Here is a 22,795-nt window from a genome sequence, read left to right on the forward strand (position 1 = left end):
TTCATGACCTTGTTGGTCCTCGCACACTTCGCCGTCGCGCTCTGCGCCGCGCCGCTGGTCCGCCGAGCGGGCCCGCGCGCCTTCTTCGTGCTCGCCCTGCCGCCTCTGGCGGCGCTCTGCTGGGCGCTGTCCCGGTGGGGCGAGGTGGCGTCGGGGCGGCCGAGCACCGAGACCTGGTCCTGGATCGGGGCGTACGACGTCGAGGCCGCGTTCCGGCTCGACGCGCTGTCGCTCGTGATGGTGCTGCTCGCCGCCGGGATCGGGGCACTGGTGCTGGTGTACTGCGCCGGCTACTTCCGGCCCGGCACGCGCCAGTTGGGTCAGTTCGGCGGCAATCTGCTGGCCTTCGCGGGCGCGATGCTCGGCCTGGTCCTGGCCGACGATCTGATGATCCTCTATCTGTTCTGGGAGTTGACGACGGTCCTGTCGTTCCTGCTCATCGGGTACGACAGCGAGAAGCGCGGCAGCCGCCGCTCGGCGCTCCAGGCGCTGACCGTCACCGCGGCGGGCGGACTCGCGATGTTCGTCGGGTTCCTGATCCTCGGGCAGCTCGCGGGGACCTACCGCATCTCGCGGATCGTCGAGGCGCCGCCCGCGCCGAGCGCCACGCTCACCGCGGCCGTGGTGCTGATCCTGTGCGGCGCGCTGGCCAAGTCGGCGGTGTGGCCGCTGAGTCTGTGGCTGCCCAACGCGATGGCCGCGCCCACCCCGGTCAGCGCCTATCTGCACGCGGCGGCGATGGTCAAGGCGGGCGTGTACCTGGTCGCACGGCTCGCCCCGGCCCTCTCGGACGTCACGCCGTGGCGGCCGGTGCTGCTGACGCTCGGCACGGCGACGATGCTGCTCGCGGGCTGGCGTGCGCTGCGGCTCAACGACATCAAGATCGTGCTGGCCTACGGCACGGTCAGCCAGCTGGGATTCCTCGTCGTCCTCGCGGGCGCCGGGTCGTACGACACCGCGCTGGCGGCCGTCGCGATGATCCTGGGGCACGCGCTGTTCAAGGCCCCGCTGTTCCTCGTGACCGGCATCGTCGACCATGCGGCGGGCACCCGCGATCTGCGGCGCCTCTCGGGGGTGGGGCGGTCGCTGCCGTGGGTGTGCGCGGTCGCCGTCGTGGCCGGGGCGTCGATGGCCGCGCTGCCGCCGCTGCTCGGCTTCGCCGCGAAGGAGGCGGCGTTCGACGCGCTGGCGCACGGCGGTCCCGGCGAGCGGTGGTCGCTCGCCCTGATCGTCGTCGGCTCCGCGCTCACCACCGCGTACACCCTGCGCTTCCTGTGGGGTGCCTTCGCCCGCAAGCCGGGCGTCGCCGACACCCCGGTGCACCGGGTCGGCGCGGGGCTGCTCGCCCCGCCCGCGCTGCTCGCGCTCGGCAGCCTGGTGTTCGGTCCCGGCATCGGCCTGCTGGCCGGGCTCTTCGAGGAGTACGCGCACGCCTACCCGGTGCCCGAGCACCCCTATCACCTCGCCCTCTGGCACGGCTTCGGGCTCGCGCTCGGGCTGTCGGCGCTCGCCTGGGCGGGCGGTGTCGCGCTGTTCCTGGCGCGGGAGCCGGTGGTGCGGCTCGGCCGGCGGCTCGCCTGGCCCAAGGCCGACGAGGTGTTCGGCCGGCTCGTGCTGGGCCTGGAACGCTCCGCACTCCAGGTGACGGGCTCGGTGCAGAAGGGCTCGCTTCCCGCGTACGTAGCCACGGTCCTCGCGGTCATGCTCGCCGGGCTCGTCGCGGTCCTCGCCACCGACCGCCCCTGGGCCGGCACCCCCGCGCCCCGCGTGTGGGACTCCCCGTGGCAGGCCGGTGTCGGCGCGCTGACCTGTGCCTGCGCCCTGATGTGCCTGCTGGTGCAACGGCGGATGAAGGCCGCCGTGCTCGCGGGCCTCACCGGGTACGGGACGGCGGCGCTGTACATCGTGCAGGGCGCCCCCGACCTCGCGCTCACCCAGTTCGGCGTGGAGACGGTGTCGACGGTGGTGCTCGTGCTCGTCCTGCGCCGGCTGCCGGTCTTCTTCGGCGACAGCCAGAAGATCCGCCGCCGTCTCACCGGCGTCCTGCTCGCGCTGGGCAGCGGCGCCGCGGTGGCCTGCGCGGTGTGGCTGGCGGCGGGCGCGCGCACCGCCGAACCGGCCGGGGCCGCGATGACCGAGGAGACCGCGCACCACGGGCTGAAGGACGTCGTCGCGACGATCCTCGTGGACTACCGGGCCTGGGACACGATGGGTGAGTCCGCCGTCCTCGCGGTCGCGGTGCTCGGCGTGACCAGCCTGCTCTACGTGCACCGCAGGCAGGGCCGGGCGGCCTCGCCCCCGGCGCGGCTGCCGGGCGGGGTGACGGCGTGGTCGCTGGCCACGTCCCGGCTCCGGGTCCCGGCCAAGTACCGGCAGGGGGCGCCGGAGCGCAGCTGGCTGGTGGCCGGGGACACCCTCGCGCCCGAGCACCGGTCGGTGGTCTTCGAGGTGGTCGCCCGGCTCGTCTTCCACCCGATCCTGATGCTGTCGATGTATCTGCTGCTGTGCGCGGAGAACCTGCCGGGCGGCGGCTTCGTCGGCGGACTCGTCGCCGGGGTCGCCCTGACCATCCGTTACCTCGCGGGCGGACGGCACGAGCTGGCGGCCGCGGCCCCGGTGCACCCGGGCTTCTTCACCGGTCTCGGCCTCGCCCTGTCGACGGGGGTCGCCCTGGTGGGGCTCGCCGACGGGACCGTGCTGCACGGCTGGACCTGGCACGGGCACCTGCCGCTGATCGGCGACTGGCACGCGAGCACCGCGGTCCTGTTCGACCTGGGCGTGTATCTGCTGGTGCTCGGCGTGGTGCTCGACGTCGTCCGCGCCCTCGGGTCCAAGATCGACCAGCAGACCGAGTACAGGGCGGGCCTCGCGCTCGCCGGTGAGGAGCGCCGGTGAGTGTCAGTGCGACCCTGCTGGTCTGCGGCATCGTGCTGGTCGCCGCCGGCGGGATGCTGATCCTGACCCGCAGTCTGACGCGGGTGCTGATCGGCATCATCGTGTGCGGCAACGGCATCAACCTCTTCGTCCTCGCCTCGGCCGGCCGGGCGGGTCTGCCCCCGCTGCTGTACCCGGGGGTGTCGCACGCCCGGGTGACCGACCCGCTGCCGCAGGCCATCGTGCTCACCGCCGTCGTGATCACGCTCGCCACCACGGCGTTCGTCCTCGCGATGGCGTACCGCAGCAGCCAGTTGACCGGTTCGGACTTCGTGCCGGACGACATCGCCGACCGCCGCGTGGTGCTGCGCGCCCAGATCGCCGAGGAGCGCCACGAACTGCGCGAGCAGCACCGCGGCGAGGGCAAGCGGGCCTGGCGCGAGGAGCGCCGCGAGCAGCGCCGCCGGATCCGCGCGGACCGTGCCTTCCAGGCGCGGGCCCGGGACTCGTCCGGCGACCTGTGGGACGACGTGCTCGGCACCGATCCGGAGGAGGCCCGGTGAACGCTCTCGTTCCGCTGCCCGTCATCATGCCGCTCACGGTGTGCGGCCTGAGCCTGTTCATCGGGCCCCGGCTGCGCTGGCTGCACCGTGTGATCACCGTCGGGGTGCTCGCCGGGGTCGTCGCCGTCGACCTGGTCCTGCTCGTGGAGTCCGACCGCACGGGTCCGCTCGTGGTCCACCTCGGCGACTTCGGGCCGCCGCTGGGCGTGACCCTGGTCGCCGACCGGCTGGCCGCGCTGATGCTGACCGTGTCCGGCGCCGTCACGCTCATCGTCCTCGTGTACGCGATGGGCCAGGACATGGCCGACCGCGAGGAGAACGCGCCGCTGGCCGTCTTCCACCCGGCCTACCTGGTGCTGGTCTCCGGGGTGTCGCTGACCTTCCTCGCGGGCGACCTCGTCAATCTGTACGTCGGCTTCGAGATCATGCTGATGGCGAGCTTCGTGCTGCTGACGCTGGGCGCCACCGAGCCGCGCATCCGCGCCGGTTCGACCTATGTCGTCGTCTCGCTCGTCTCCTCCCTGGTGTTCCTCGCCGGGGTGGCCGTGACGTACGCGGCGGCGGGCACGGTGAACTTCGCGCAGCTCGCCGTGCGGATGCCCGAACTCCCGCTCGGCGTACGGACCATGGCCGAGGTGCTGCTGCTCACCGTGTTCGGGGTGAAGGCGGCCGCGTTCCCCGTCGCGGCCTGGCTGCCGGACTCCTATCCGACGGCGCCCGCGCCGGTGACGGCGGTCTTCGCGGGCCTGCTCACCAAGGTCGGCGTGTACTCGATGATCCGTGCCGAGACGCTGCTGTTCCCCGGGAACCGGCTCTCGGACGAGCTGATGGCGGTGGCGCTGGCGTCCATGGTCGTCGGCATCCTCGGCGCGGTCGCCCAGACCGACCTGAAGCGGCTGCTGTCCTTCACCCTGGTCAGCCACATCGGCTTCATGCTGTTCGGACTCGCGCTCGGCAGCCGCGACGGCATCGGCGGCGCGATCGTGTACACGGCCCACCACATCACCGTGCAGACGACGCTGTTCCTGGCGGCCGGTCTGCTGGAGAAGCGGTACGGGACCACGGAACTGACCCGGCTCGGCGGCGCGGCCCGAACGGCCCCGCTGCTCGCCGCCCTGTGGTTCGTGCCCGCGATGAACCTCGCCGGGATCCCGCCGCTGTCCGGCTTCATCGGCAAGCTGGGGCTGCTGCGGGCCGGGGTGGAGGACGGCAGCGACGTGGCGTACGTCCTGGTCGCCGGGGTGGCCGCGTCGAGCCTGCTGACGCTGTACGTGATGGTGAAGGTCTGGAACCTGGCGTTCTGGCGGGGGCCCGCGGTGACCGAACTCCCGGTGGAGGGCGATGTCCTGGAGGAGAGCGACGATCCCGACTCGGCGCCCGAGGACGGCTCGGGCCCCGCCACGAAGACCGTCGTACGCACCACCGCCCGGATCCCGCGCGTGATGACGGCGGCGACCGCGGCGGCGGTCGCCCTCGGTCTCTCCTACACCGTGCTGGCCACCCCGCTCACCGGCCTGGCCGACCGCTCGGCCGCCGAACTCCTCGCCCGTACCCCCTACGTCAAGGCGGTGCTCGGACCGTGAACTCCCCCGCCCTCGCGGCGCGTCGGCGCCGCCTCGACTGGCCGCTGATCGCCTGGCTGACCGTCATCTGGATGCTGCTGTGGTCGGGCCTCACCTGGGGCAACCTCATCAGCGGTGTCGTCGTCGCGGTCATCCTGTGCCTGGCGTTCCCGCTGCCCGCCGTCGATCTCGATCTGCGGCTGCGGCCGCGCGGGATCCTGCGGCTCGCCGGATACCTGCTCTACGACATGGTGGCGTCCAGCGTCGTCGTGACCCGGCACGCGCTGACGGGGCGCCGCCGTCCGGCCGCCGTGCTGCGGGTGCCGCTGCGCTGCCGCACGGACCTGATGATCGCGGCGACGGCCGTCGCCGTCTCCAGCGTGCCCGGAGGCGCGCTCGTCGAGGTCAACGCCGCGACGGCCACCCTGTACCTGCATGTGAGCGACGCCGACGACCCCGCGACGGCGCCCCGCTCGCGCCGGGACGTCTGGCGTCTGGAGGCCCTGGTCGTACGGGCCTTCGGCACGCGCGAGGAGATCGCGCGGATCGCGGCGGACCCCCGCCCGTCCTCCCCCACCGGAAAGGAGAGCGGCTCGTGAGGCTGGCCAACGACATCCTGCTCAACGCCGCCCTGACGCTGATCGTCCTCGCGGGCGTGCTGCTGCTCATCCGCATCTGGCGCGGTCCTTCGATGCTGGACCGGGCGGTCGCCGTCGATGTGGCGGCAGTGCTGATCATCGCCGGGATCGGGGTGGACGCGGCGATGACCCGCACCCGCTACTACCTGTCGATCATGCTGGTGCTGGCCTTCCTCGGCTTCACCAGTTCGGTCGGCATCGCCCGGTTCATCGCCTCGCGCGACCGCGCGGGGACCAAGGAGCGCCCGTGAACGCCTGGCAGCAGACGGCCGATCTGGCCGGGTCCGTCCTTCTCCTCCTCGGCGCGGCGGTCTGTCTGGCCGGTGTCATCGGGATGCTCACGCTGCCCGACGTCCTCACGCGCAGCGCCACCGCGACCAACCCGCAGACGTTCGGCATGCTGCTGCTCGTGGCCGGTCTCGCGCTGCGGCTGCGCTCCGGGGTCGACCTCGGCACACTGGCCCTCGTCGCGTTCTTCCAGCTCCTGACCAGCGCCGTCGCCGCCCATCTGGTGGCGAGGGCCGCGTACCGCACCGGCCAGACGGGCGACTGCGCCCTCCTCTACGACGAGCTGAGCGCCCCCGAGGCCGGCCGGCCGCCGCGCGCGGAGTAGCGCTCGATCCGGCGAGCGCCACCTGGGGGTGTCCGAGGAGCATCGCGCGGGCCCGCGCTCCGCCCCCGGACCGACCTCAGAAGGAGTCGCCGTACCAGTAGGCGGCGCCGGGCGCGGACAGCGTTCGCTCCACGGTGCGGGCCGGTGCGAGCAGTGGGCGGTACATGCCCGTCGTGTCGGTCCCCCGGACCACGGCATCGGCCCGCAGCAGCCGGGACAGGGCGCGCTCGGCGCCGGGCGTGGCCGGGAGCCGGGTGCGGGCCCGGTCGGCTCCGGCGGCGCGGGCGCGGACGGCCAGTCCCCCGTACAGGGCGGCCAGACAGTCGTCGGCGGCGACGGCCGCCTCCAGCACCTCCGCCGTCCCGTCGGCGATGCGGGCGACGAGCCAGCCGCGCGGACCGCCCGCGCCGCCCTCGGCCACCAGCTGGAGCGTGCCGGGGCCGTACCAGGCAGGCACCCGCACCCGCCAGTCGTCGGCCGAACGCACCGCGCTGAGGGGGCGGTGGGCGTTGTGGGCTTCCTGGAGGCGGGGCAGCGACGCGAGGTCGCCGGGGCGTGCCTCGCGTACGTCACCGGGGGCGTGCGGCGCGTCGGCGAGCGGGCCTTCGGCGTACGGCCGCGCGAACGTGCGCCACCCCGAACTCCCGTACACGCCGGGCGTGCCGGTGAACAGCAGGGACCAGTCGCAGCCCTCCTCTCTCATGGTCGCCGTCGCTTCGGCGAGCAGCGCGCGGACCAGTCCCCGGCCCCGCGCCTCGGGCCGGGTGGCGACGCTGCCGATGCCGCCGATCCGGTGCGGGGCGCCGTGGGCGTCGCGCACGGTGCGCGGCACGTAGACGACGACGGCGTCGAGGGTCCCGCCCGGTCCGGCGGCGACGAACGTGCGGTGGTGGCGGCCCGGGTCGAGGGCGTACAGCGCGGGCAGGTGCGGGGCGTCGCCGAAGCACCGGGACCACAGGGCGTGCAGGGCGGGCTCGTCGGCCGCGGTGGCGGTGCGGATCGCGGGAGGAGGGGTCACAGGAGGAGGTTTCCCTCGGTGCGCACGCGGTCGCCGTCCTCGGGCAGGGCGCTGCGCCTGGTGCCCTGTTCGACGCAGGCGGTGTGCAGGACGTCGGCGCAGGCCGCGGGCTCCAGGTGGAGGCGGCCGCCGGTGAAACGGCAGCCGGTGGCGGCGTAGTGGTTGGTGCCGTCGGCGATCCGGACGTGGGCGGTCGCCTCGTCGTCCGTGCTGGAGGCGGCGCCGGTCAGCTGCCAGGTGACGGCGCCGGAGCCACCGGCGGCCCGGCCGAGGAGGGTCTTGGCCTTGTTGGTGCCGGTGAGGCGGGCGCCACCGGTGATCTGGAGGTGCTGGTCGCGCACGGCGCTCAGCTCGATGCCGGTGTCGGTGAACGTGCCGCCGTCGACGACCAGGTGGGCCGCTCCGACCGACAGCGGCGCGGCGTCGGGGCTGCCCTCGACGGTGCAGTCGGTGAAGTGGACGGGGCCCGCTCCGCGCAGGACGAGCCCGTCGGCCCCCTTGATCACGCAGCGTACGAAGTGGACGGGTGCGGTCACCGGGGTCTGGACGAGGACGGTACCGGCGGGCGGGCCGAAGTCGCAGTCGCTGATCACGGTGGGCCGTGCGGAGCGCGCCGAACGCTGGGCGACGGCGAACGTCTTCGCGGTGCAGCCGCGCAGTTGCGCGCCGTCGGCGTTGACGGTGAGGGTGCCCGCCCGGTCGAAGGTGGGGCGGGCGAGGACGGTGACGTCCTCCAGGGTCAGGTCGGTGATCTTCGTGTTGGCGGTGAACCAGGAGCAGGTGTGCCGGCGCACGGTGATGCGCTTGGCCGAGATCCCCCACTGGGCGCCGGAGTTGGCGATGTCCATCAGGCCGGAGTTGCCGTCGAAGAGCAGGTCGTGCTCGTACTGGCCGTGGGTGGTGAAGGGGTTGCCGCCCGCGTCGTCGCCGTCTCCGTGGCAATTGATGACGGTGCAATAGGCCGACGCCGTCAGGTCGTTGAGGTGACGCACATTGCTGGTGGTGCAGTCGGCGACGCGGCCGTAGAGGCAGTAGATCTGCTGGGTGAGATAGCCCGCGCCGCCGTACTCGACCGTCGGCGGGTTCTTCAGGGAGCACTGTTCGGTACGGAACCGGGTGCACCAGCGTCGCATGATCACCGGCCAGAAGGAGCCGGTGGCGTGGATGCCGGAGACGTCGCAGTCGACGGCGTACTCGTAGGAGACGGGGTGCGAGCCGGTGTACTCGTCGTCGCCCGCGCCCTCGAAGACGAGGTTGCGCACATGGGTGTCGTGGACGGGTTCGACGCGGGTCCAGGTGAGGGTGCGCCCCTTGGCGAGGGGCCAGCCGTTGAGGTAGCCGACGCGGATGTGGGTGCCGTCGACGATCTCGGTGACCTCGACGAGCTTCTGCAGTTCCCGCTCGTCACGGCCGCCGCCCGCCACCGGGTCGACCTGCACCGTCCACCACTGGCCGACCGTGAAGGCCGCCGCGTCCGGCACGGGGAAGGTGTCGGTCAGTTCGATGACGTCGGCGGGCAGAGCGTAGGCGTGGGTGGTGTCGGTGGGGGTGCCGCGGAAGGCGAGGACGGCGCCGAAGGGGTTGTCGTGGGTGTTGGCCTCGATGCCGTCGGTGAGCATGCGGTGGCCGTGGAAGTCGAGTTCGATGCGGGAGCGGTGCCACAGGTGGCGTTGGGTGAAGAGCAGGTCGGTGTGGGCTTCGACGCGGTGGACGGCCGGGTCGCCGACCATCGCGTCCAGGGCGGCGTCGGCGGGCGTTTCGGCGTCGAAGTGGCCGAAGGTGCGGAAGTCGACGACGCCGGTGTGGAGTTGGTGCCAGCGGCCCCGCGCCGTGGCTTTGGCGGGGGCGATGACGGTCCCGCCGTTGTGCGCGGCCTTGGAGGCGGCGTCCCAGCGGACAGCCATCCCGCCGCCGTCACCGGGCTTGCGGTAACCGGCGACGATGACCACCGCCCCGTCCCGGACACCCTTCGACGAACGCAGGGCGGCAACAGTGTCGACGTACAGGGCGTCCTCGCGGGACGCCGCGTGCGCCGTGCCGGAGGTGGCGGTCAGGACGCCCACCCCGGTCAGTCCGGACAGCAGCAGGGCCCGTCTGCGTGACTCGTCCATCGGGACGTCGCTCCTCAGGTGTCGTGTGACGTGTCGGGGGACGTGAGGGAGTTGCGGTACGGCGGCATGAAGCGCATCCGGGGCATCTGGTCGGCGAGGACACCGCCGTCGACGACGATCCGGGCGCCGGTGACGTACGCGCCCGCGTCGGAAGCGAGTAGCAGCAGCGCGCCGACGCAGTCGTCCGGCTGGGCGTAGTGGCCGAGCGGGATGCGCTCGCGGTACGCGGCCTCGAACGCCTCGCGGTCGAAGGGGAACTCCCCGTCGATCGGCGTCTCGACCATGCCGGGCGCGAGGGTGTTCGCGGTGATGCCGTGCGGGGCCAGCTCCACCGCGTATGTCTCGGTGAGGAGCTGCGCCGCCGCCTTGGACGCGTTGTAGTGGGCCAGGCCCGCCTCCGCGACCAGGGCGTTCTTCGAGGTGATGGTGATGACACGGCCCCGGACGCCGTCCGCGACCATGTGCTCGGTGACGCGCTGGGTGAGGAAGAAGACGGCGTCCACGTTCACCCGCATCACCGCCGCCCAGCTCGCCGGGGTGATCTCGCCGACCCGCTCGAGCGCGGCCGTGCCCGCGTTGTTGACGAGGATGTGCAGCGGGCCGCAGTCGGCGCGGACGGTGTCGGTGAAGCCGGCCAGTTCCTCCGTGCGGGACAGGTCCTGGCCGTACGTCCATGCCCGGCGGCCGAGCTTCTCGACGGCGGCGGCCGTGGTTGCGATGCCCTCCGCGCCCGGCAGGTCGACGAGGACGAGGTCCGCGCCCGCCTCGGCGAGGCCGACGGCGAAGGCACGGCCGAGGCCCCGGGCCGCGCCGGTCACCAGCGCGGTGCGGCCCGTCAGGTCGAAGCGGTCGACGCCGCTTGCCCCGCCGCTCATGACAGCCCCAGCAGGTCGAGCGAGGGCCGCTCGATGATGGCCTCGACCGCGTCGGCGTCGAGCGGCGGAAGGCCGGGGATGCCGGGGATCGCGGCGATCTCCCGCAGCCCCTTCACCGAGTCGTCGACGGTGGTGAACGGGTAGTCGCTGCCGAACAACAGCTTGTGCAGGACGCCGTAGTCCTGAGCGAGCCGCAGGCTGTGCCACAGCTGGAACGGCCGGTAGTGCAGGGCGCTGACGTCCGCGTAGACGTGCGGGTGCTTGCGGATGACGGCGATGCACTCGCCTTCGAAGGGATGACCCAAGTGGGCGAGGACCATGCGGAGTTCGGGATGGCGGATGGCTACCGCGTCGAGGTGGCGCGGCATCGCGTACTCCAGGGGCGCCGCCGATACGAAGGTGGTGCCGGTGTGCACGAGGAGCGGCAGGCCGTGCCGCTCGGCGTACGCGTACAGCTCGTCGTACTCCTCGGCGGCCGGGTCGAAGCCCGCGTACATCGGCATGAGCTTGATGCCGCGCAGGCCCAGCTCCTGGTGGCCGTGGCGCAGTTCGTCCTGCCAGCCGGGCTGGGTGGGGTCGAGGGCGAGATAGCCGATGAGGCGGTCGGGGCGCTCGGCGACGTAGGCGGCGACGGCCTTGTCGTCGACCCACAGGCCGCTGCGGCGGGCCTTCCCGCCGACGACGATCGTGCGGGTGTCGGCCGGTGAACTGGCTTCGTACTCCTCCCACTTGACGGTGAGGTCGACCTCGCCCTCGTGGGCGCGGGCGGAGTCGGAGGCGAACGGGTCGGTGAAGTCGTGGCTGTGCCGGAACAGATGGGAGTGGACGTCGACGATCATGTCCGGTTCCTCTTTTCCCAGCCCTCGGCGAACATGTTCCAGAACCGGTGGGTCGGCGGGTGCTCCTCGAACACCTCGTCGACGAGTTCGACGCCGAGGCCGGGCGCGGTGGGCAGGTCGACGTGTCCGTCGGCGGCGAGCGGCAGGGTGCCCTCGAGAGCCTGGAAGACGTAGTCCTCCAGGAGGCCGTCGAAGGTCTCCAGGATCTTGAAGTTGGGGATGCCGAGCGCGGCGTGCACCGAGACGGTGGTGCACAGCGGCGAGTTGGAGTTGTGCGGGGCGACGAGCATGCCGTGCGTGTCGGCGATCGCGGCCAGCTTGCGGACCTCGGTGAAGCCGCCGGCCATCGACAGGTCGGGCTGGATGATGTCGACGGCCTCGGTCGCGAAGAGCTGCTTGTACTCGTAGCGGTTGTGGAAGTGCTCGCCGCCGGAGATCGGGAACGGGGCCCGCTGCCGCAGTTCGGCGTACCGCTCGATGTGCGTCCAGGGCAGCGGTTCCTCGAACCAGCCGATGTCGTACGGCTCCAGCTCGCGCAGCAGACGGGACGCGGTCGGCATGGCGAAGCGGGCGTGCCCCTCGATGAAGAGGTCGACGTCGGGTCCGACGGCCTCGCGGACGGCGGCGACGAGGTCGACGGAGCGGCGCAGTTCGGCGCGCTCCAGCTCGTGCAGGCCGGGGCCGAAGGGGTCGAACTTCAGGGCGGTGAAGCCCTTTTCGAGGATGGCGCGGGCCTTCGCGGCGAAGACCTCCGGATCGCGCTCGCCGTTGTACCAGCCGTTGGCGTAGACGCGGACGCGGTCGCGGCAGGCGCCGCCGGTGAGCCGGTAGGCGGGCACGCCGAGGGCCTTGCCCATCAGGTCGTACATGGCCTGGTCGAGTCCGGACAGGGCGATGCCGCCCATGTCGCCGCCGCGCAGGAAGTCCCCCTGGTACAGGCGGAGCCAGACCTCCTCGATGTCGAAGGGGTCGGCGCCGATGAGGTGACGGCGGGCGAGGGACTCGGTGAGGGCGCAGACCTCCTGGCCGCGGTAGGGGTGAGTGATCTCGCCGATGCCGGACAGGCCCTCGTCGGTGTGCACGCGGACGTAGCCGAAGTCGCGCCAGGCGGTGCCGAGCATCAGGGTCTCGACGCGGGTGATGCGTCCTGCGGGGCCCGCCGGGCGGGTGGTGTTCACGGTGAGCATCAGTTGACCGCCCCGCCCATCGTGGAGGCGTTCTCCAGGTCGCGTGCGCCGCCCTCGGCGAGGACGGCCTTGACGGCGGCCTCGGTGCCCTCGATCAGCCGCTCGACGTCGGCGTCCGTGTGGGCGTAGCTGATGTGGCTGCGCTTGAGGTTCAGGGGCAGCTCGAACAGGCCGTGGTCGAGGAGCTTGCGGCGGTAGCCGACGAACAGCGAGGCGTCGTTGGCGAGCAGGTCGTCGTAGGTCCGCGGGGTGTCGGGGCCCGGCATGAAGTACGAGACGAAGACGGAGCCGTGCCCGGTGACGACGGCGGGTACGCCCAACCTCTCGTACATTGCGGCGAGTTCGGTACGGACACGGTTGCCGAGCCGGTACACGTGGGCGTGGACCGGCTCCTCGCGGAGCTTGCGCAGGGTGGCGAGGGCGGCGGCGACCACGGAGGGGTGGCCGTTGTAGGTGCCGGCGAAGAACGCGGGGGCGCCCGGAGTGGTGGAGAAGAGGTCCATCAGGTCGGCGCGGCCGCCGATGGCGCCGACGGGCGCGCCGTTGGCGATGGCCTTGCCGAGGGTGGTCAGGTCCGGGGTGACGCCGCAGATGGACTGCCAGCCGCCGAGGTCGTGCCGGAAGCCGGTGATGACCTCGTCGAAGACGAGCACGCTGCCCGCTCGGGTGGTCTCCTCACGCAGGGTGGTCAGGAACTCCTGGTGCGGCAGGAGGGCGCCGACGTTGTGCGGGACCGGCTCGACGATGACGGCGGCGATGTCGTGGCCGTGCTCGGCGAAGGCGCGGCGCACGGCCTCGCTGTCGTTGAACGGCAGGACGAGGGTGGCGTCGAGGACCTCGGGCAGGATGCCCGCGGAGATCGGGTCGTGGGAGCCGACCTTCTCCGGCGCGGAGATGACGTTGAGGCTCACGGCGTCGTGCCAGCCGTGGTAGCAGCCCTGGAACTTGACGATCAGGCGGCGGCCGGTGGCGGCGCGGGAGACGCGCAGCGCGTGGAACGTGGCCTCGCTGCCGGTGGAGGTGAGCAGCACCTTCTCGACCGACGGGATCAGCTCGACGAGCTGCTCCGCGAGGGCGACCTCGCCCTCGGTGACGCCGACGCCCATGTGGCCGATGCGGGCGCCGGCCTCGGCGGCGGCGCGGGCGACGTCGGGGTCGTTGTGGCCGAGCAGCGGCGGGCCGAACGCGGCGTGGAAGTCGGTGAACTCGCGGCCGTCGGCGGTCCGGAAGCGGGCGCCCGACGTGCCGGTGACGACGAGATCGGTGAGGCCGGGGATGCTGCGCTGGCCGCTGTTCACACCGCCGGGCACGACCTTGCGGGCGCGCTCGGCGATCCGGGCTCCGGAGGGGGCGTCCGGGCCTGAACTCATGGGGCTTGCTCCTTGCGTCGAGAGTCGTCGGTGTCAGGGGCCCTGCCCGGCCCGTGCACCCTGGCGCCATCCGCCCGGCAGTCTCCGCAGGAAGTGTTCTCACAGCCGCTCTGATTTTTCAGAACAGCGTTCTGTGGTGCAGAACACGGCAGGAGACTACGACCGGTTCCCGGGCCGGTCAACCCCCTTCGGGCCTCATCCCGAACAGGATGTGACTAGACTGTTCGGCCATGACGAACAGTGAGGGCCCAGACTCCCCACCGGCCGAGCCGAAGTACTGGGTCAAGAGCGTCGCCAGAGCCGCAGACATCCTCGAAGTCCTCGCCGCCCCGGCCCCCGGCAACGGCTTGAGCGTCACGGAGGTCGCGCAGACCTGCGGGATCTCCAAGAGCGCCGCGTTCGGCACTCTGCAGACCCTGCGCTCGTACGGTCTCGTGTCCGACGACGGCGAGGGCATGAGCCGGCGCTACCGCCTGGGCATGGGCCTGGCCCGGCTCGGCGACCGCGCCCGCTCGCAGGTGTCCCTGCGCGGTGTCGCCCACCCGGTGCTGCGCGAGCTGACCGCCGCGACCGGGATGGCCTCGCGGCTCGCCGTGCCCGAGGACGGTCACGCGGTGGTCGTGGACCAGGTCGAGCTGGACCAGCGGGTCCGGCTCGACCTGCGCATGGGCCAGCGCGAGCTGCCGCACTGCACCGGGCTCGGCAAGGCGCTGCTCTCGGCGGTCCCGGAGGCCGAGGCGGCGCGGGTCGTGGAGCGCTTCGGGCTGCCCCGGCGCACTCCCCGCACGATCACCGACCCCGCCACGTTCCTCGCCCACCTCAAGGACATCGACCGGGTCGGGTACGCGCTCGACGACGAGGAGGACGCCGAAGGGATCATCTGCATCGGGGCGCCCGTGCGGGACGATCACGGGGTGTGTGTCGGGGCGATCAGCATCACGGGACTGAAGCTCGGGCTTCCCGCCTGGAAGTACCAGGAGTTGGGTGGTCGGGTGCGGGACGCTGCGCGGCGGGTCAGTGGGGCGTTGGGCTGGGTTTTTGAGGAGGGCGTCTAGGCGTCTGCGACGTTCTCGTGCTGTGCGGCCGCGGGTTGTCTGTGGCTGGTCGCGCAGTTCCCCGCGCCCCTTGCGGGGCTCGGTCAGCCGCATATCGACACAGCCCCGCGCCCCTGTCGGGGCTTGACTGGCCGGAACCTTCCACGTACGGTCCGTGCCAATCGCCGGGACGCACTCCGGTCACCGGCGGTTCACCTGCACGGACCCGACTCCCGCTATCTGCCCTCATAGCCGGGAACTGCGACCGGTTCGCCCACGCACGGTCCCTTTCCAGCCATCCGCCCGCACGGCAGCACCCCCGCAGGAACGCTCCCCTCCCTTCGGCACTTCTCGGAAGGCGAAGTCCGTCATGAGCGTTCCGCAGCACCCGAGTTCGAGCACGAGAACCGACCGCCGCGCCCTGTTGCGCGCCTCCGGCCTCGCCGGACTCGCCGTCGTCGGCACCGTCGCGGCCACCGGCACCGCGCAGGCCGCCTCCCAGGAAGATGTCGCGTACGTCGACACCGTTGCCGCCCTGCGTTCGTCGAAGGGTGTCCGGGACGGGGCGGTGGTCATCGTCGCCGGTTACCGCAAGCCCGGCGACGGCGGCGGGATGGCCGTCCGCTGGGACGCCGCCTCCAAGGCCGCGCACAACGGCGGGACCGTCATCGCCCCCACCAAAGCCACCACCCGGGGCCGCTGGCACCAACTCCACACCGGCGTCGTCGACTTCCGCACCTTCGGCCACTTCGACGCCGAAACGCCCGCCGACGCCGCCCTGGACGCCATGGTCGACGACCCGGCCGTCCACCGCGTCGAAGCCCACACCGACCTGCTCTTCACCCAACGCCACCTGTGGCACCGCTCCCGCATCGAACTCGACTTCCACGGCCACCGCATACACACGAAAGGCATCGAGGCCAACACCCACGACAACCCCTTCGGCGCCGTCCTCGCCTTCCGCGGCACCCCCACCGACACCACCCACACCCACAAGCTGGGCGCGGCGATGCCGGACCTCTCCGACCTGTTCGAGGTCGGAGACTCCGGTGAGTTCAAGGTCGGGCAGTGGTGGGCGGTCGAGGTGGACGCCCTCTCGGGGAAGTACGAGAAGGAGATCCAGCGGCTCGTCCAGGTCACCGATGTCGTCGACGGCACGCACATCCGCGTCAACTACCAGATCGGCTGGGACCTCGCGGCGGGGCGGACGCTCACCTGGACGCGGGTCGAGCCGGTGGACGGCGCCCACGTCCGCAACCTGGTCTTCGAGGGCGCGGGCGACGACGAACTCACCGGCTCACACCCGGTGTCGTATGAGTACGCGGTCCGCTGCGACGTCTCCGGCATCGAAGCGACCGGCACCTTCTGGCCCGTGGTCATGCGCCGCTGGTGCACCTTCTTCCGCACCGAGCAGTGTTCGCTGGCCAACCCGAAGTCCGTGACGTACGGCGGCGCCGGATACCTGACCCAGCAGATCTACTGTCTGTACGGGCACGTCGAGGACTGTCACACCTCCAACGCCCGGCACCTGAACGACTTCACGGCGTCCGCCTACTGCTATGTGACGAACTGTCACGGCGACGGTGACGACCAGGGCCCCTTCGTCACCCACGGCCAGTTCGAGCACGACCTCGTGTACACGGGCAACTCCGGGCTGATGACGTTCGCCAACTCCGGTGCCGCCTGGGGCGGCGCGGCCAAGCGGATCACGGTGCGGCGGCACGCCTGCTCGTGGTTCGTGGCCCGGGTCAAGGTCACCGACCTCACGCTGGAGGACGTCACCGTCATCGGCAAGCCGTCCCTCGACGGCTCCGGCATGCTGTGGGTGAACGCCGACGGCATCCAGATGCGCGGCTGCACCGCGAGCGGACCGCTGATCGTGTCACAAGCGTCGTCGCGGTCGAAGCGGCCCAATGTGATCGCCGACTCCAGCTTCTCGTTCGCCTCCGGCGCCGAGATCACCAAGGCGGACGTCACCACGCCGCTCACCCTGCGCGGCGTCACCCTCACCGGCATCGGCGGCGCCGCCTTCAACGGCACCGGCCCGCTCACCCTGGACGGCTGCACCCTGACCGGCGCGGCGGACGCGGCCGCGGCCTCGTACGCGCACCGCGAGCTGACCTTCCACGGCGGTGAACTCACCGACACCGGCGTGAAGTTGACCGGCACCAAGAACCAGCGACTGCGGGCCGACGGACTGCGCCTCGGCGGCGGCACCAAGGACGACGCCCTGCTCACCCGGGCCGGCGGCGCCGACCGCACCGTCGCCTGGGAGCTGTCCGGCGTCACCGCCGAGGCCGCCGACGCGAGGACCGCGCACCTGCTCGTCACCGAGGGCGTCAACCGCTACCGCGCCACCGGCTGCACCTTCACCGGCGGGCGGCTCGACCTGCGCGCCGCCGCGTTCGCCGGCTCCGACAGCCACCTGCTGCACACCGGATGCGTCGAGGACGGCGTCGAGCGCGCCGCCCTGCCCGACGAGGGCGCCCGCGTCGCCCACACCGCGGGCACCGTCCGCTACTGACCTCCCGGCCCACCGACACCTCCAGGGAACCCCTGTGTCCACGCACACCCCGATCACCGGCCGCCCGGTCCGCGTCGCCCTCGTCGGCGCGGGCAACCGCGGCCTCACCTACGCCGAGTGGATCAAGCAGCACCCCGAGCGGGCCGAGCTGGTGGCCGTCGCCGACCCGCGCCCCGCCGCGCGGGCCGCGTCCGGCGCGCCCGTGCAGTACGAGGACTGGCGGCCGCTCGCCGAGGAGCGGATCGCGGACGCGGTGATCGTCGCCACTCAGGACCGCGACCACGTCGAGCCGGTCCTGGCGCTGGCCCGCGCCGGGTACGCGATCCTCGCCGAGAAGCCGCTCGCGCCGACCGAGGACGAGACCCGCACCCTCGTCGAGGGAGTGCGCGAGGCCGGCGTGCTGTTCGCCGTGTGCCACGTCATGCGGTACACGCCGTACACGGACCTGGTGAAGGAGGTCGTCGACTCGGGGGTGCTCGGGCAGCTGGTGTCGGTCGACCATCTGGAGCCGGTCGGCTGGTGGCACTACGCGCACAGTTACGTCCGCGGGCCGTGGAGCAGCGAGAAGGACTCCTCGCCGATGCTGCTCGCCAAGTCCTGTCACGACCTGGACTGGCTCTCGTACGTGATGGGCGGCGCGCGGATCGAGCAGGTCGCCAGCTTCGGCGGGCTGCGGCACTTCACGCCCGAGAACGCACCGGAGGGTTCCGGCGAGCGCTGCCTCGACTGCGCGGTCGAAGCCGAATGCCCGTACAGCGCACTGAAGCTGTACGTCCCCACCCTGCGCGACCAGGGACCGGTGTGGCCGGTCACGCACGTCACGGAGGCGACCGACGAGGCCGGGCTGCTCACCGCGCTGCGGGAGGGCCCGTACGGGGTGTGCGTCTACCGGTCCGACAACGACGTGGTCGACCACCAGGTCCTCGCCATGCAGTTGTCGGGCGGGGTGACCGCCACGTTCCAGATGGTGGCGTTCACCGAGCAGACGCACCGGCAGACCCGGATCTTCGGATCGCACGGCTGGCTGCGCGGCGACGGCGAGCGGGTCACCGTGCAGGACTTCCGCACCGGCGAGACCGTCGTGCACGAGCTGGGCGCCAGCGGATCGAACGCGGCCGACGGACACGGCGGCGGCGACACCGCGCTGGTCGAGGCGTTCGTGCGGGCCGTCGCGACCGGCGACCCGGCCGCGGTGCGCTCGGGCACGGCGGCGTCCCTCGGCAGCCACCTCGCGGCGTTCGCCGCGGAACGGGCCCGGCACACCGGGGCGGTGCAGACCGTCCCCGTCCACTGACTTCCCCCACTCCTTTCCACGTCCCTGGAGGCAACCCTCATGTCCCGCACCACGCACCGGAGTTCCAGACTGCGCGCGGTCGCCGCGCCCGCCCTCGTCACCGCCCTCGCCGTGAGCGCCCTCGCCGGCTGCGGCGGCTCGGGCAGCGGATCCGACAGCAAGACCGTCACCATGTGGACGTACCCCGTGATCTTCGACGAGGCGAAGAACAAGGCGTACTGGGACGGTCTGGTCTCCGCGTTCGAGAAGAAGCACGAGGGCGTCACCGTCAAGGTGGAGACGTTCCCGTGGGCCAACCGCGACACCCAGCTGGCCACGGCCATCGCCTCCGGCAAGGGCCCCGACGTCGTGTACCTCATCCCGGACCAGCTGCCCAAGTACGCCAAGAACATCGTGCCCGCCGACGACTACATGCCGGCCGACGCCAAGAAGGACTACAGCGACTTCGCGCTGGAGTCGGTGACCGTCGACGGCAAGGCGCTCGGCACCCCCGTGCTCACCAGCGCCAACCCGCTGATCTGCGACAAGCGGGTCTTCAAGGCGGTCGGTGAGACGTCGTACCCGACGACCTGGGCGGAACTGGAGTCCCTTGCGCCGAAGTTGAAGAAGAAGGGCTACTACGCGACGAGCTACAGCGGTGACACGCAGCAGACGCTCAACATGACCTTCTACCCGCTGCTGTGGCAGGCGGGCGGCGACGTGTTCGCGCAGGACGGGAGGACGACGACGTTCAACAGCGCGGCGGGCGTGAAGGCGCTGACCTACCTGAAGAAGCTCGTCGACGGCGGCTACACCGACAAGGACCTGGTGACGACGACGCCGAAGCTGGAGCAGACGCCGGTCGCCAAGGGCAAGGTCGCCTGTACGTGGCAGAACACCCCGGCGGACGTCGAGCCGTTCTGGGGCAAGGAGAACATCGTCGTCCAGCCCCCGCTGAAGGACGCGAAGTCGGTCGGGTACGGGACGGTCGGCGCGCTGTCGATGCTCAAGGGCGCCAACACCGGCCTCGCCGGCGACTGGATCAGTTTCGTCGCCGAGCCGAAGAACGCGGCCGGTCTGGAGAAGGGCGCGGGTTACTTCCCGGCGCGCGAGTCGGCCGGTGACCTGTACCCGGGCGACGCGCTCCAGAAGGCCGTCGGCGACACCCTGCCGACCATGACGGCCGGCCCCCTCCAGGACAAGGCCCGTGAGGTCATGGGCGTCCTCGCGCCCGAGATCCAGGCGGCGCTGCTCGGCAAGAAGTCCCCGAAGGACGCGCTGGACACGGCGGCCAAGGCGGCCGACGCGCTGGCCGCCCGCGGCTGAACCGGTCCTCTCCCTCCGCCCGATCCGTTCGGGGGCTCCGCCCCCGGACCCCCGCGTCCCTCGGCCTCGAACGCCGGCCGGGCTGGGTAGTCCCCGTATCCGAAGGAGTCTCCCGTGACAGTGGTCGCGGACCACACCCGCCGAAGCAGGCGCAGCGGCCCCCAGGCGCGCCGCGAAGCCCGGATCGGCCTGCTGTTCGTCCTTCCCTGCTTCCTCCTCTTCCTCGCCTTCCGGTTCGGTCCGGGTGTCGCCGGTGTGCTGATGAGCTTCACCGACTACACCCTGACCGGCGGCGGCCGGTTCATCGGCGTCGACAACTTCACGCGCCTGTGGGCCGATCCGCTGTTCTGGAAGTCCCTCAGGGTCACCGTCCTGTACACGGTGCTCGCCGTGCCGGGCACGCTGGTCGCGTCGGTGGCGCTGGCGCTGCTGACGCGGCGGGCGTTCCGCGGCTCGAAGGTGTTCCGCTCGGTGTTCTTCCTGCCGGTCGTCACCTCGCTCGTGCTGGCCGCCACCGTCTTCGTGTGGATCTTCTCCACGGGCGGCCCGTGGGCGACGTTCGTCAGCTGGTTCGGCATGTCCGACGAGTCGTGGCTGACCTCGGACACGCTGGTCGTCCCGGCGCTGGCCGTCGTCGGGATCTGGTCCCGCTTCGGCTACGGGATGCTGATCCTGCTGGCCCGGATGCAGGACATCCCGCGGGAGCTGGAGGAGGCCGCGCTGACCGACGGCGCGGGGCCCTGGCAGCGCTTCCGGCACATCGTGCTGCCGCAGCTGCGGCCCGCGCTGTTCTTCCTCGCCGTCATCGAGACGACGGCGTCGTTCCAGGTGTTCGACGCCGTCTACACGATGACCGGCGGCGGCCCCGCGAACGCCAGCTACACCCTCGTGTTCCAGCTGTACGACGCGGGCTTCAAGTACTTCGACCTGGGCTACGCCTCCGCGATCGGGGTCGCCCTGTTCGTGCTGACCCTCGTGGTCGCCGTCGTCCAGCGGCTCGTGATCGGGAAGGACCAGTGACCATGACCGCACCCCCTGTCGAGGAGACCCCCACGCCCGCGCCCGAGCCGCCCGTGCGCCCGTCGCGGCGGCTGCGCAAGGAGGCCGAGCGGGACTTCGTGCCGGCCGGTCTGCGGGGCACGCTCGGCGGCCGGATCGTGCGGGGCGTGCTCCTCACGGTCGCCGCGCTCGCCACGATCTTCCCGTTCTACGCGATGGTCGTGCTGTCCCTGAAGCCGTCCGCCGCGGTCGAGTTCCCCGGGAGTCTGCTGCCGTGGCCGCTGACCGGCGAGGCGTACGACTCGGTGCTCGGCTCGCAGGACGTGCCGCGCTGGCTGCTCAACACGCTGGTCTACTCCGTCGTCTCCGTGGTCGGCGTGCTGCTGCTCGCCTCGCTCGCGGGCTACGCGTTCGCCAAGAAGCGCTTCCCCGGGCGCGAGGCGATGTTCTGGTCGTTCCTGTCGATGGTGATGGTCCCCTACCACGTCACGATGATCCCGACCTTCGCGATGATCGCGAAGCTGGGCGGCGTCGACACGTACTGGGGACTCATCGTGCCGACCCTCGCCAACGCCCAGGCGGTCTTCCTGATGCGGCAGTTCATCCAGGGGCTGCCCGACGAGCTGTTCGAGGCGGCGCGGCTCGACGGGTGCAGCGAGTGGCAGGTGTTCCGCCGGATCGTGCTGCCGCTGCTGAAGCCGATCCTCGCCACGCTCGGCGTGTTCGTCTTCCTGTGGCACTGGAACGACTTCCTGTGGCCGCTCGTCATCGGCCAGTCCACCGACATGCGCACGCTCACCGTCGGCATCGCGTCGCTCCAGCAGCAGAACGTGCCGCTGAACGTCGTCCTGTCGGGTTCCGTCATCGCGTTCGTGCCCATCTTCGCCGCGTATCTGGTGGGCCAGCGCTACTTCACCGAGGGCGTCACGGCGTCCGGGATCAAGGGTTGAGTTCCACGATGTTCACAGATGAGGCGGCGCTGGAAGAGCGCCTGGCCACCCCCTCCCCCGCGCTCGTCGCGGACCTCGCCGGGCTGGACGGCGATCTGCTGGTGCTCGGCGCGGGCGGCAAGATGGGCCCGAGCCTGTGCCGGCTCGCGCGCCGCGCCCTCGACGCCGCGGGCCGTACCGACGTCGCCGTGCACGCGGTGTCGCGCTGGTCGGACCCGGCGGCGGCGCGGGCCCTGGAGGCCGACGGGGTCCGGACGGTCGCCTTCGACCTCATGGATCCGCACGCCGACCTGGGCACGCTGCCCGACGCGGGCAACGTCGTCTTCATGGTGGGCGCCAAGTTCGGCTCCGCCGGGGCGCCCTCGCACGCCTGGGCGGTGAACGCGGCCATGCCGGACCGCGTCGCGCGCCGCTGGCCGTCGGCCCGGATCGCCGCGTTCTCCACCGGCAACGTGTATCCGCTGGTGCCGGTGGGCTCGGGCGGCTGCACCGAGGACGACCCGGTCGGGCCGGTCGGCGAGTACGCCATGTCGTGCCTGGGCCGCGAGCGGATCTTCGGCCACGCCGCGCTCACCCGGGGCACGCCCGTCGCACTCATCCGCCTCAACTACGCGGTGGACCTGCGCTACGGAGTCCTCGCCGACATCGCCTCCAGGGTCCGCGCGGGCGAGCCGGTCGACGTCACGACCGGGCACGCCAACGTGGTCTGGCAGGGGTACGCCAACGAGGTCGCCCTGCGCGCACTGAGGCACGCGACGGACGGCGACGGCTTCACGGTGAACCTGACCGGCCCGGAGACGGCCTCGGTGCGGCGGCTCGCCCACCTGTTCGGCGCCGAGTTCGGCAAGGAGCCGTCCTTCGCCGGCACGGAGGCACCGACGGCGCTGCTGTCCGACGCCGGTCGCTGCCACGCCCTGTTCGGCTATCCGGACGTGCCGCTGCGCACGCTGGTGGGCTGGCAGGCCGACTGGCTGCGCCGGGGTCTGCCGCTGTCCGGCAAGCCCACCAAGTTCCAGGTCCGCGACGGAAGGTTCTGAAC

At 72.1% G+C, this 22,795-nt stretch carries 19 protein-coding genes; 13 read left to right on the forward strand and 6 right to left on the reverse strand.

Annotation, left to right across the window (positions count from 1 at the left end; all coding sequences use genetic code 11):
• The first annotated feature begins 3 nt into the window (after positions 1-3).
• Genes ABT127_RS12065 through mnhG form a run of 6 tightly spaced genes read left to right on the forward strand, consistent with a single transcriptional unit; the run spans position 4 to position 6,250 of the window.
• Positions 4-2,895 (forward strand): Na+/H+ antiporter subunit A, encoded by a 2,892-nt coding sequence (locus ABT127_RS12065; RefSeq protein WP_351447582.1) that lies wholly within the window; start codon positions 4-6, stop codon positions 2,893-2,895.
• Complete coding sequence (locus ABT127_RS12070; RefSeq protein WP_351447585.1) at positions 2,892-3,437, forward strand: Na(+)/H(+) antiporter subunit C; 546 nt, start codon at positions 2,892-2,894, stop codon at positions 3,435-3,437. The genes ABT127_RS12065 and ABT127_RS12070 overlap by 4 nt, the downstream gene beginning before the upstream one ends.
• Positions 3,434-5,020, forward strand: coding sequence for a Na+/H+ antiporter subunit D (locus ABT127_RS12075; protein ID WP_351447588.1), 1,587 nt, complete (start codon positions 3,434-3,436; stop codon positions 5,018-5,020). The genes ABT127_RS12070 and ABT127_RS12075 overlap by 4 nt, the downstream gene beginning before the upstream one ends.
• Positions 5,017-5,598 (forward strand): Na+/H+ antiporter subunit E, encoded by a 582-nt coding sequence (locus tag ABT127_RS12080; protein ID WP_351447591.1) that lies wholly within the window; start codon positions 5,017-5,019, stop codon positions 5,596-5,598. Before ABT127_RS12075 ends, ABT127_RS12080 begins: the two co-directional genes overlap by 4 nt.
• A complete protein-coding gene (locus ABT127_RS12085) occupies positions 5,595-5,888 on the forward strand; it encodes an MrpF/PhaF family protein (RefSeq protein ID WP_258395025.1) in 294 nt (97 codons plus the stop codon). The genes ABT127_RS12080 and ABT127_RS12085 overlap by 4 nt, the downstream gene beginning before the upstream one ends.
• Complete coding sequence (mnhG, locus tag ABT127_RS12090; RefSeq protein ID WP_351447595.1) at positions 5,885-6,250, forward strand: monovalent cation/H(+) antiporter subunit G; 366 nt, start codon at positions 5,885-5,887, stop codon at positions 6,248-6,250. Before ABT127_RS12085 ends, mnhG begins: the two co-directional genes overlap by 4 nt.
• A gap of 76 nt (positions 6,251-6,326) precedes the next feature.
• Here the strand turns inward: mnhG and ABT127_RS12095 are convergent, their stop codons facing one another.
• From ABT127_RS12095 to ABT127_RS12120, 6 genes are read right to left on the reverse strand one after another with little or no spacing between them, the layout of a single operon-like run.
• Complete coding sequence (locus ABT127_RS12095; RefSeq protein WP_351447598.1) at positions 6,327-7,268, reverse strand: GNAT family N-acetyltransferase; 942 nt, start codon at positions 7,266-7,268, stop codon at positions 6,327-6,329.
• Entirely contained in the window at positions 7,265-9,379 is a 2,115-nt protein-coding gene (locus ABT127_RS12100) for a putative phage tail protein (protein ID WP_351447601.1), read from the reverse strand. Before ABT127_RS12100 ends, ABT127_RS12095 begins: the two co-directional genes overlap by 4 nt.
• Before the next feature lie 14 nt (positions 9,380-9,393).
• Positions 9,394-10,254 carry an SDR family NAD(P)-dependent oxidoreductase gene (locus ABT127_RS12105; RefSeq protein ID WP_351447604.1) on the reverse strand — a complete coding sequence of 287 codons (861 nt, stop codon included), beginning with the start codon at positions 10,252-10,254 and terminating at the stop codon, positions 9,394-9,396.
• Complete coding sequence (locus tag ABT127_RS12110) at positions 10,251-11,093, reverse strand: amidohydrolase family protein (RefSeq protein ID WP_351447607.1); 843 nt, start codon at positions 11,091-11,093, stop codon at positions 10,251-10,253. Before ABT127_RS12110 ends, ABT127_RS12105 begins: the two co-directional genes overlap by 4 nt.
• Positions 11,090-12,280, reverse strand: coding sequence for a mandelate racemase/muconate lactonizing enzyme family protein (locus ABT127_RS12115; protein WP_351447610.1), 1,191 nt, complete (start codon positions 12,278-12,280; stop codon positions 11,090-11,092). The genes ABT127_RS12110 and ABT127_RS12115 overlap by 4 nt, the downstream gene beginning before the upstream one ends.
• Entirely contained in the window at positions 12,280-13,650 is a 1,371-nt protein-coding gene (locus ABT127_RS12120) for an aspartate aminotransferase family protein (RefSeq protein ID WP_351447612.1), read from the reverse strand. The genes ABT127_RS12115 and ABT127_RS12120 overlap by 1 nt, the downstream gene beginning before the upstream one ends.
• Before the next feature lie 230 nt (positions 13,651-13,880).
• Between ABT127_RS12120 and ABT127_RS12125 the strand changes: the two genes are divergently transcribed.
• The 7 genes from ABT127_RS12125 to ABT127_RS12155 all read left to right on the forward strand — a co-directional run bounded on the left by ABT127_RS12125 (position 13,881) and on the right by ABT127_RS12155 (position 22,793).
• A complete protein-coding gene (locus ABT127_RS12125; protein WP_351447615.1) occupies positions 13,881-14,705 on the forward strand; it encodes an IclR family transcriptional regulator in 825 nt (274 codons plus the stop codon).
• Between the two features lie 400 nt (positions 14,706-15,105).
• Complete coding sequence (locus ABT127_RS12130) at positions 15,106-17,208, forward strand: putative phage tail protein (RefSeq protein ID WP_502971692.1); 2,103 nt, start codon at positions 15,106-15,108, stop codon at positions 17,206-17,208.
• Between the two features lie 34 nt (positions 17,209-17,242).
• The gene (locus ABT127_RS12135; RefSeq protein WP_351447620.1) at positions 17,243-18,502 is read left to right on the forward strand and encodes a Gfo/Idh/MocA family protein; all 1,260 of its coding nucleotides are present in this window, start codon (positions 17,243-17,245) and stop codon (positions 18,500-18,502) included.
• Positions 18,503-18,541: 39 nt separating this feature from the next.
• Positions 18,542-19,807, forward strand: a complete 1,266-nt coding sequence (locus ABT127_RS12140) for an ABC transporter substrate-binding protein (RefSeq protein WP_351447623.1) — start codon at positions 18,542-18,544, stop codon at positions 19,805-19,807.
• A gap of 114 nt (positions 19,808-19,921) precedes the next feature.
• Positions 19,922-20,827, forward strand: coding sequence for a carbohydrate ABC transporter permease (locus tag ABT127_RS12145; RefSeq protein ID WP_351447626.1), 906 nt, complete (start codon positions 19,922-19,924; stop codon positions 20,825-20,827).
• A gap of 2 nt (positions 20,828-20,829) precedes the next feature.
• On the forward strand, positions 20,830-21,756 hold the full coding sequence (locus ABT127_RS12150) for a carbohydrate ABC transporter permease (RefSeq protein WP_351447629.1): 927 nt from the start codon (positions 20,830-20,832) through the stop codon (positions 21,754-21,756).
• An 8-nt stretch (positions 21,757-21,764) separates the two neighbouring features.
• Positions 21,765-22,793, forward strand: coding sequence for an NAD-dependent epimerase/dehydratase family protein (locus tag ABT127_RS12155; protein WP_351447632.1), 1,029 nt, complete (start codon positions 21,765-21,767; stop codon positions 22,791-22,793).
• Positions 22,794-22,795 lie beyond the last annotated feature (2 nt).

It is taken from the genome of Streptomyces sp. NPDC001904 (genome assembly GCF_040297005.1).
Lineage (GTDB): Bacteria > Actinomycetota > Actinomycetes > Streptomycetales > Streptomycetaceae > Streptomyces.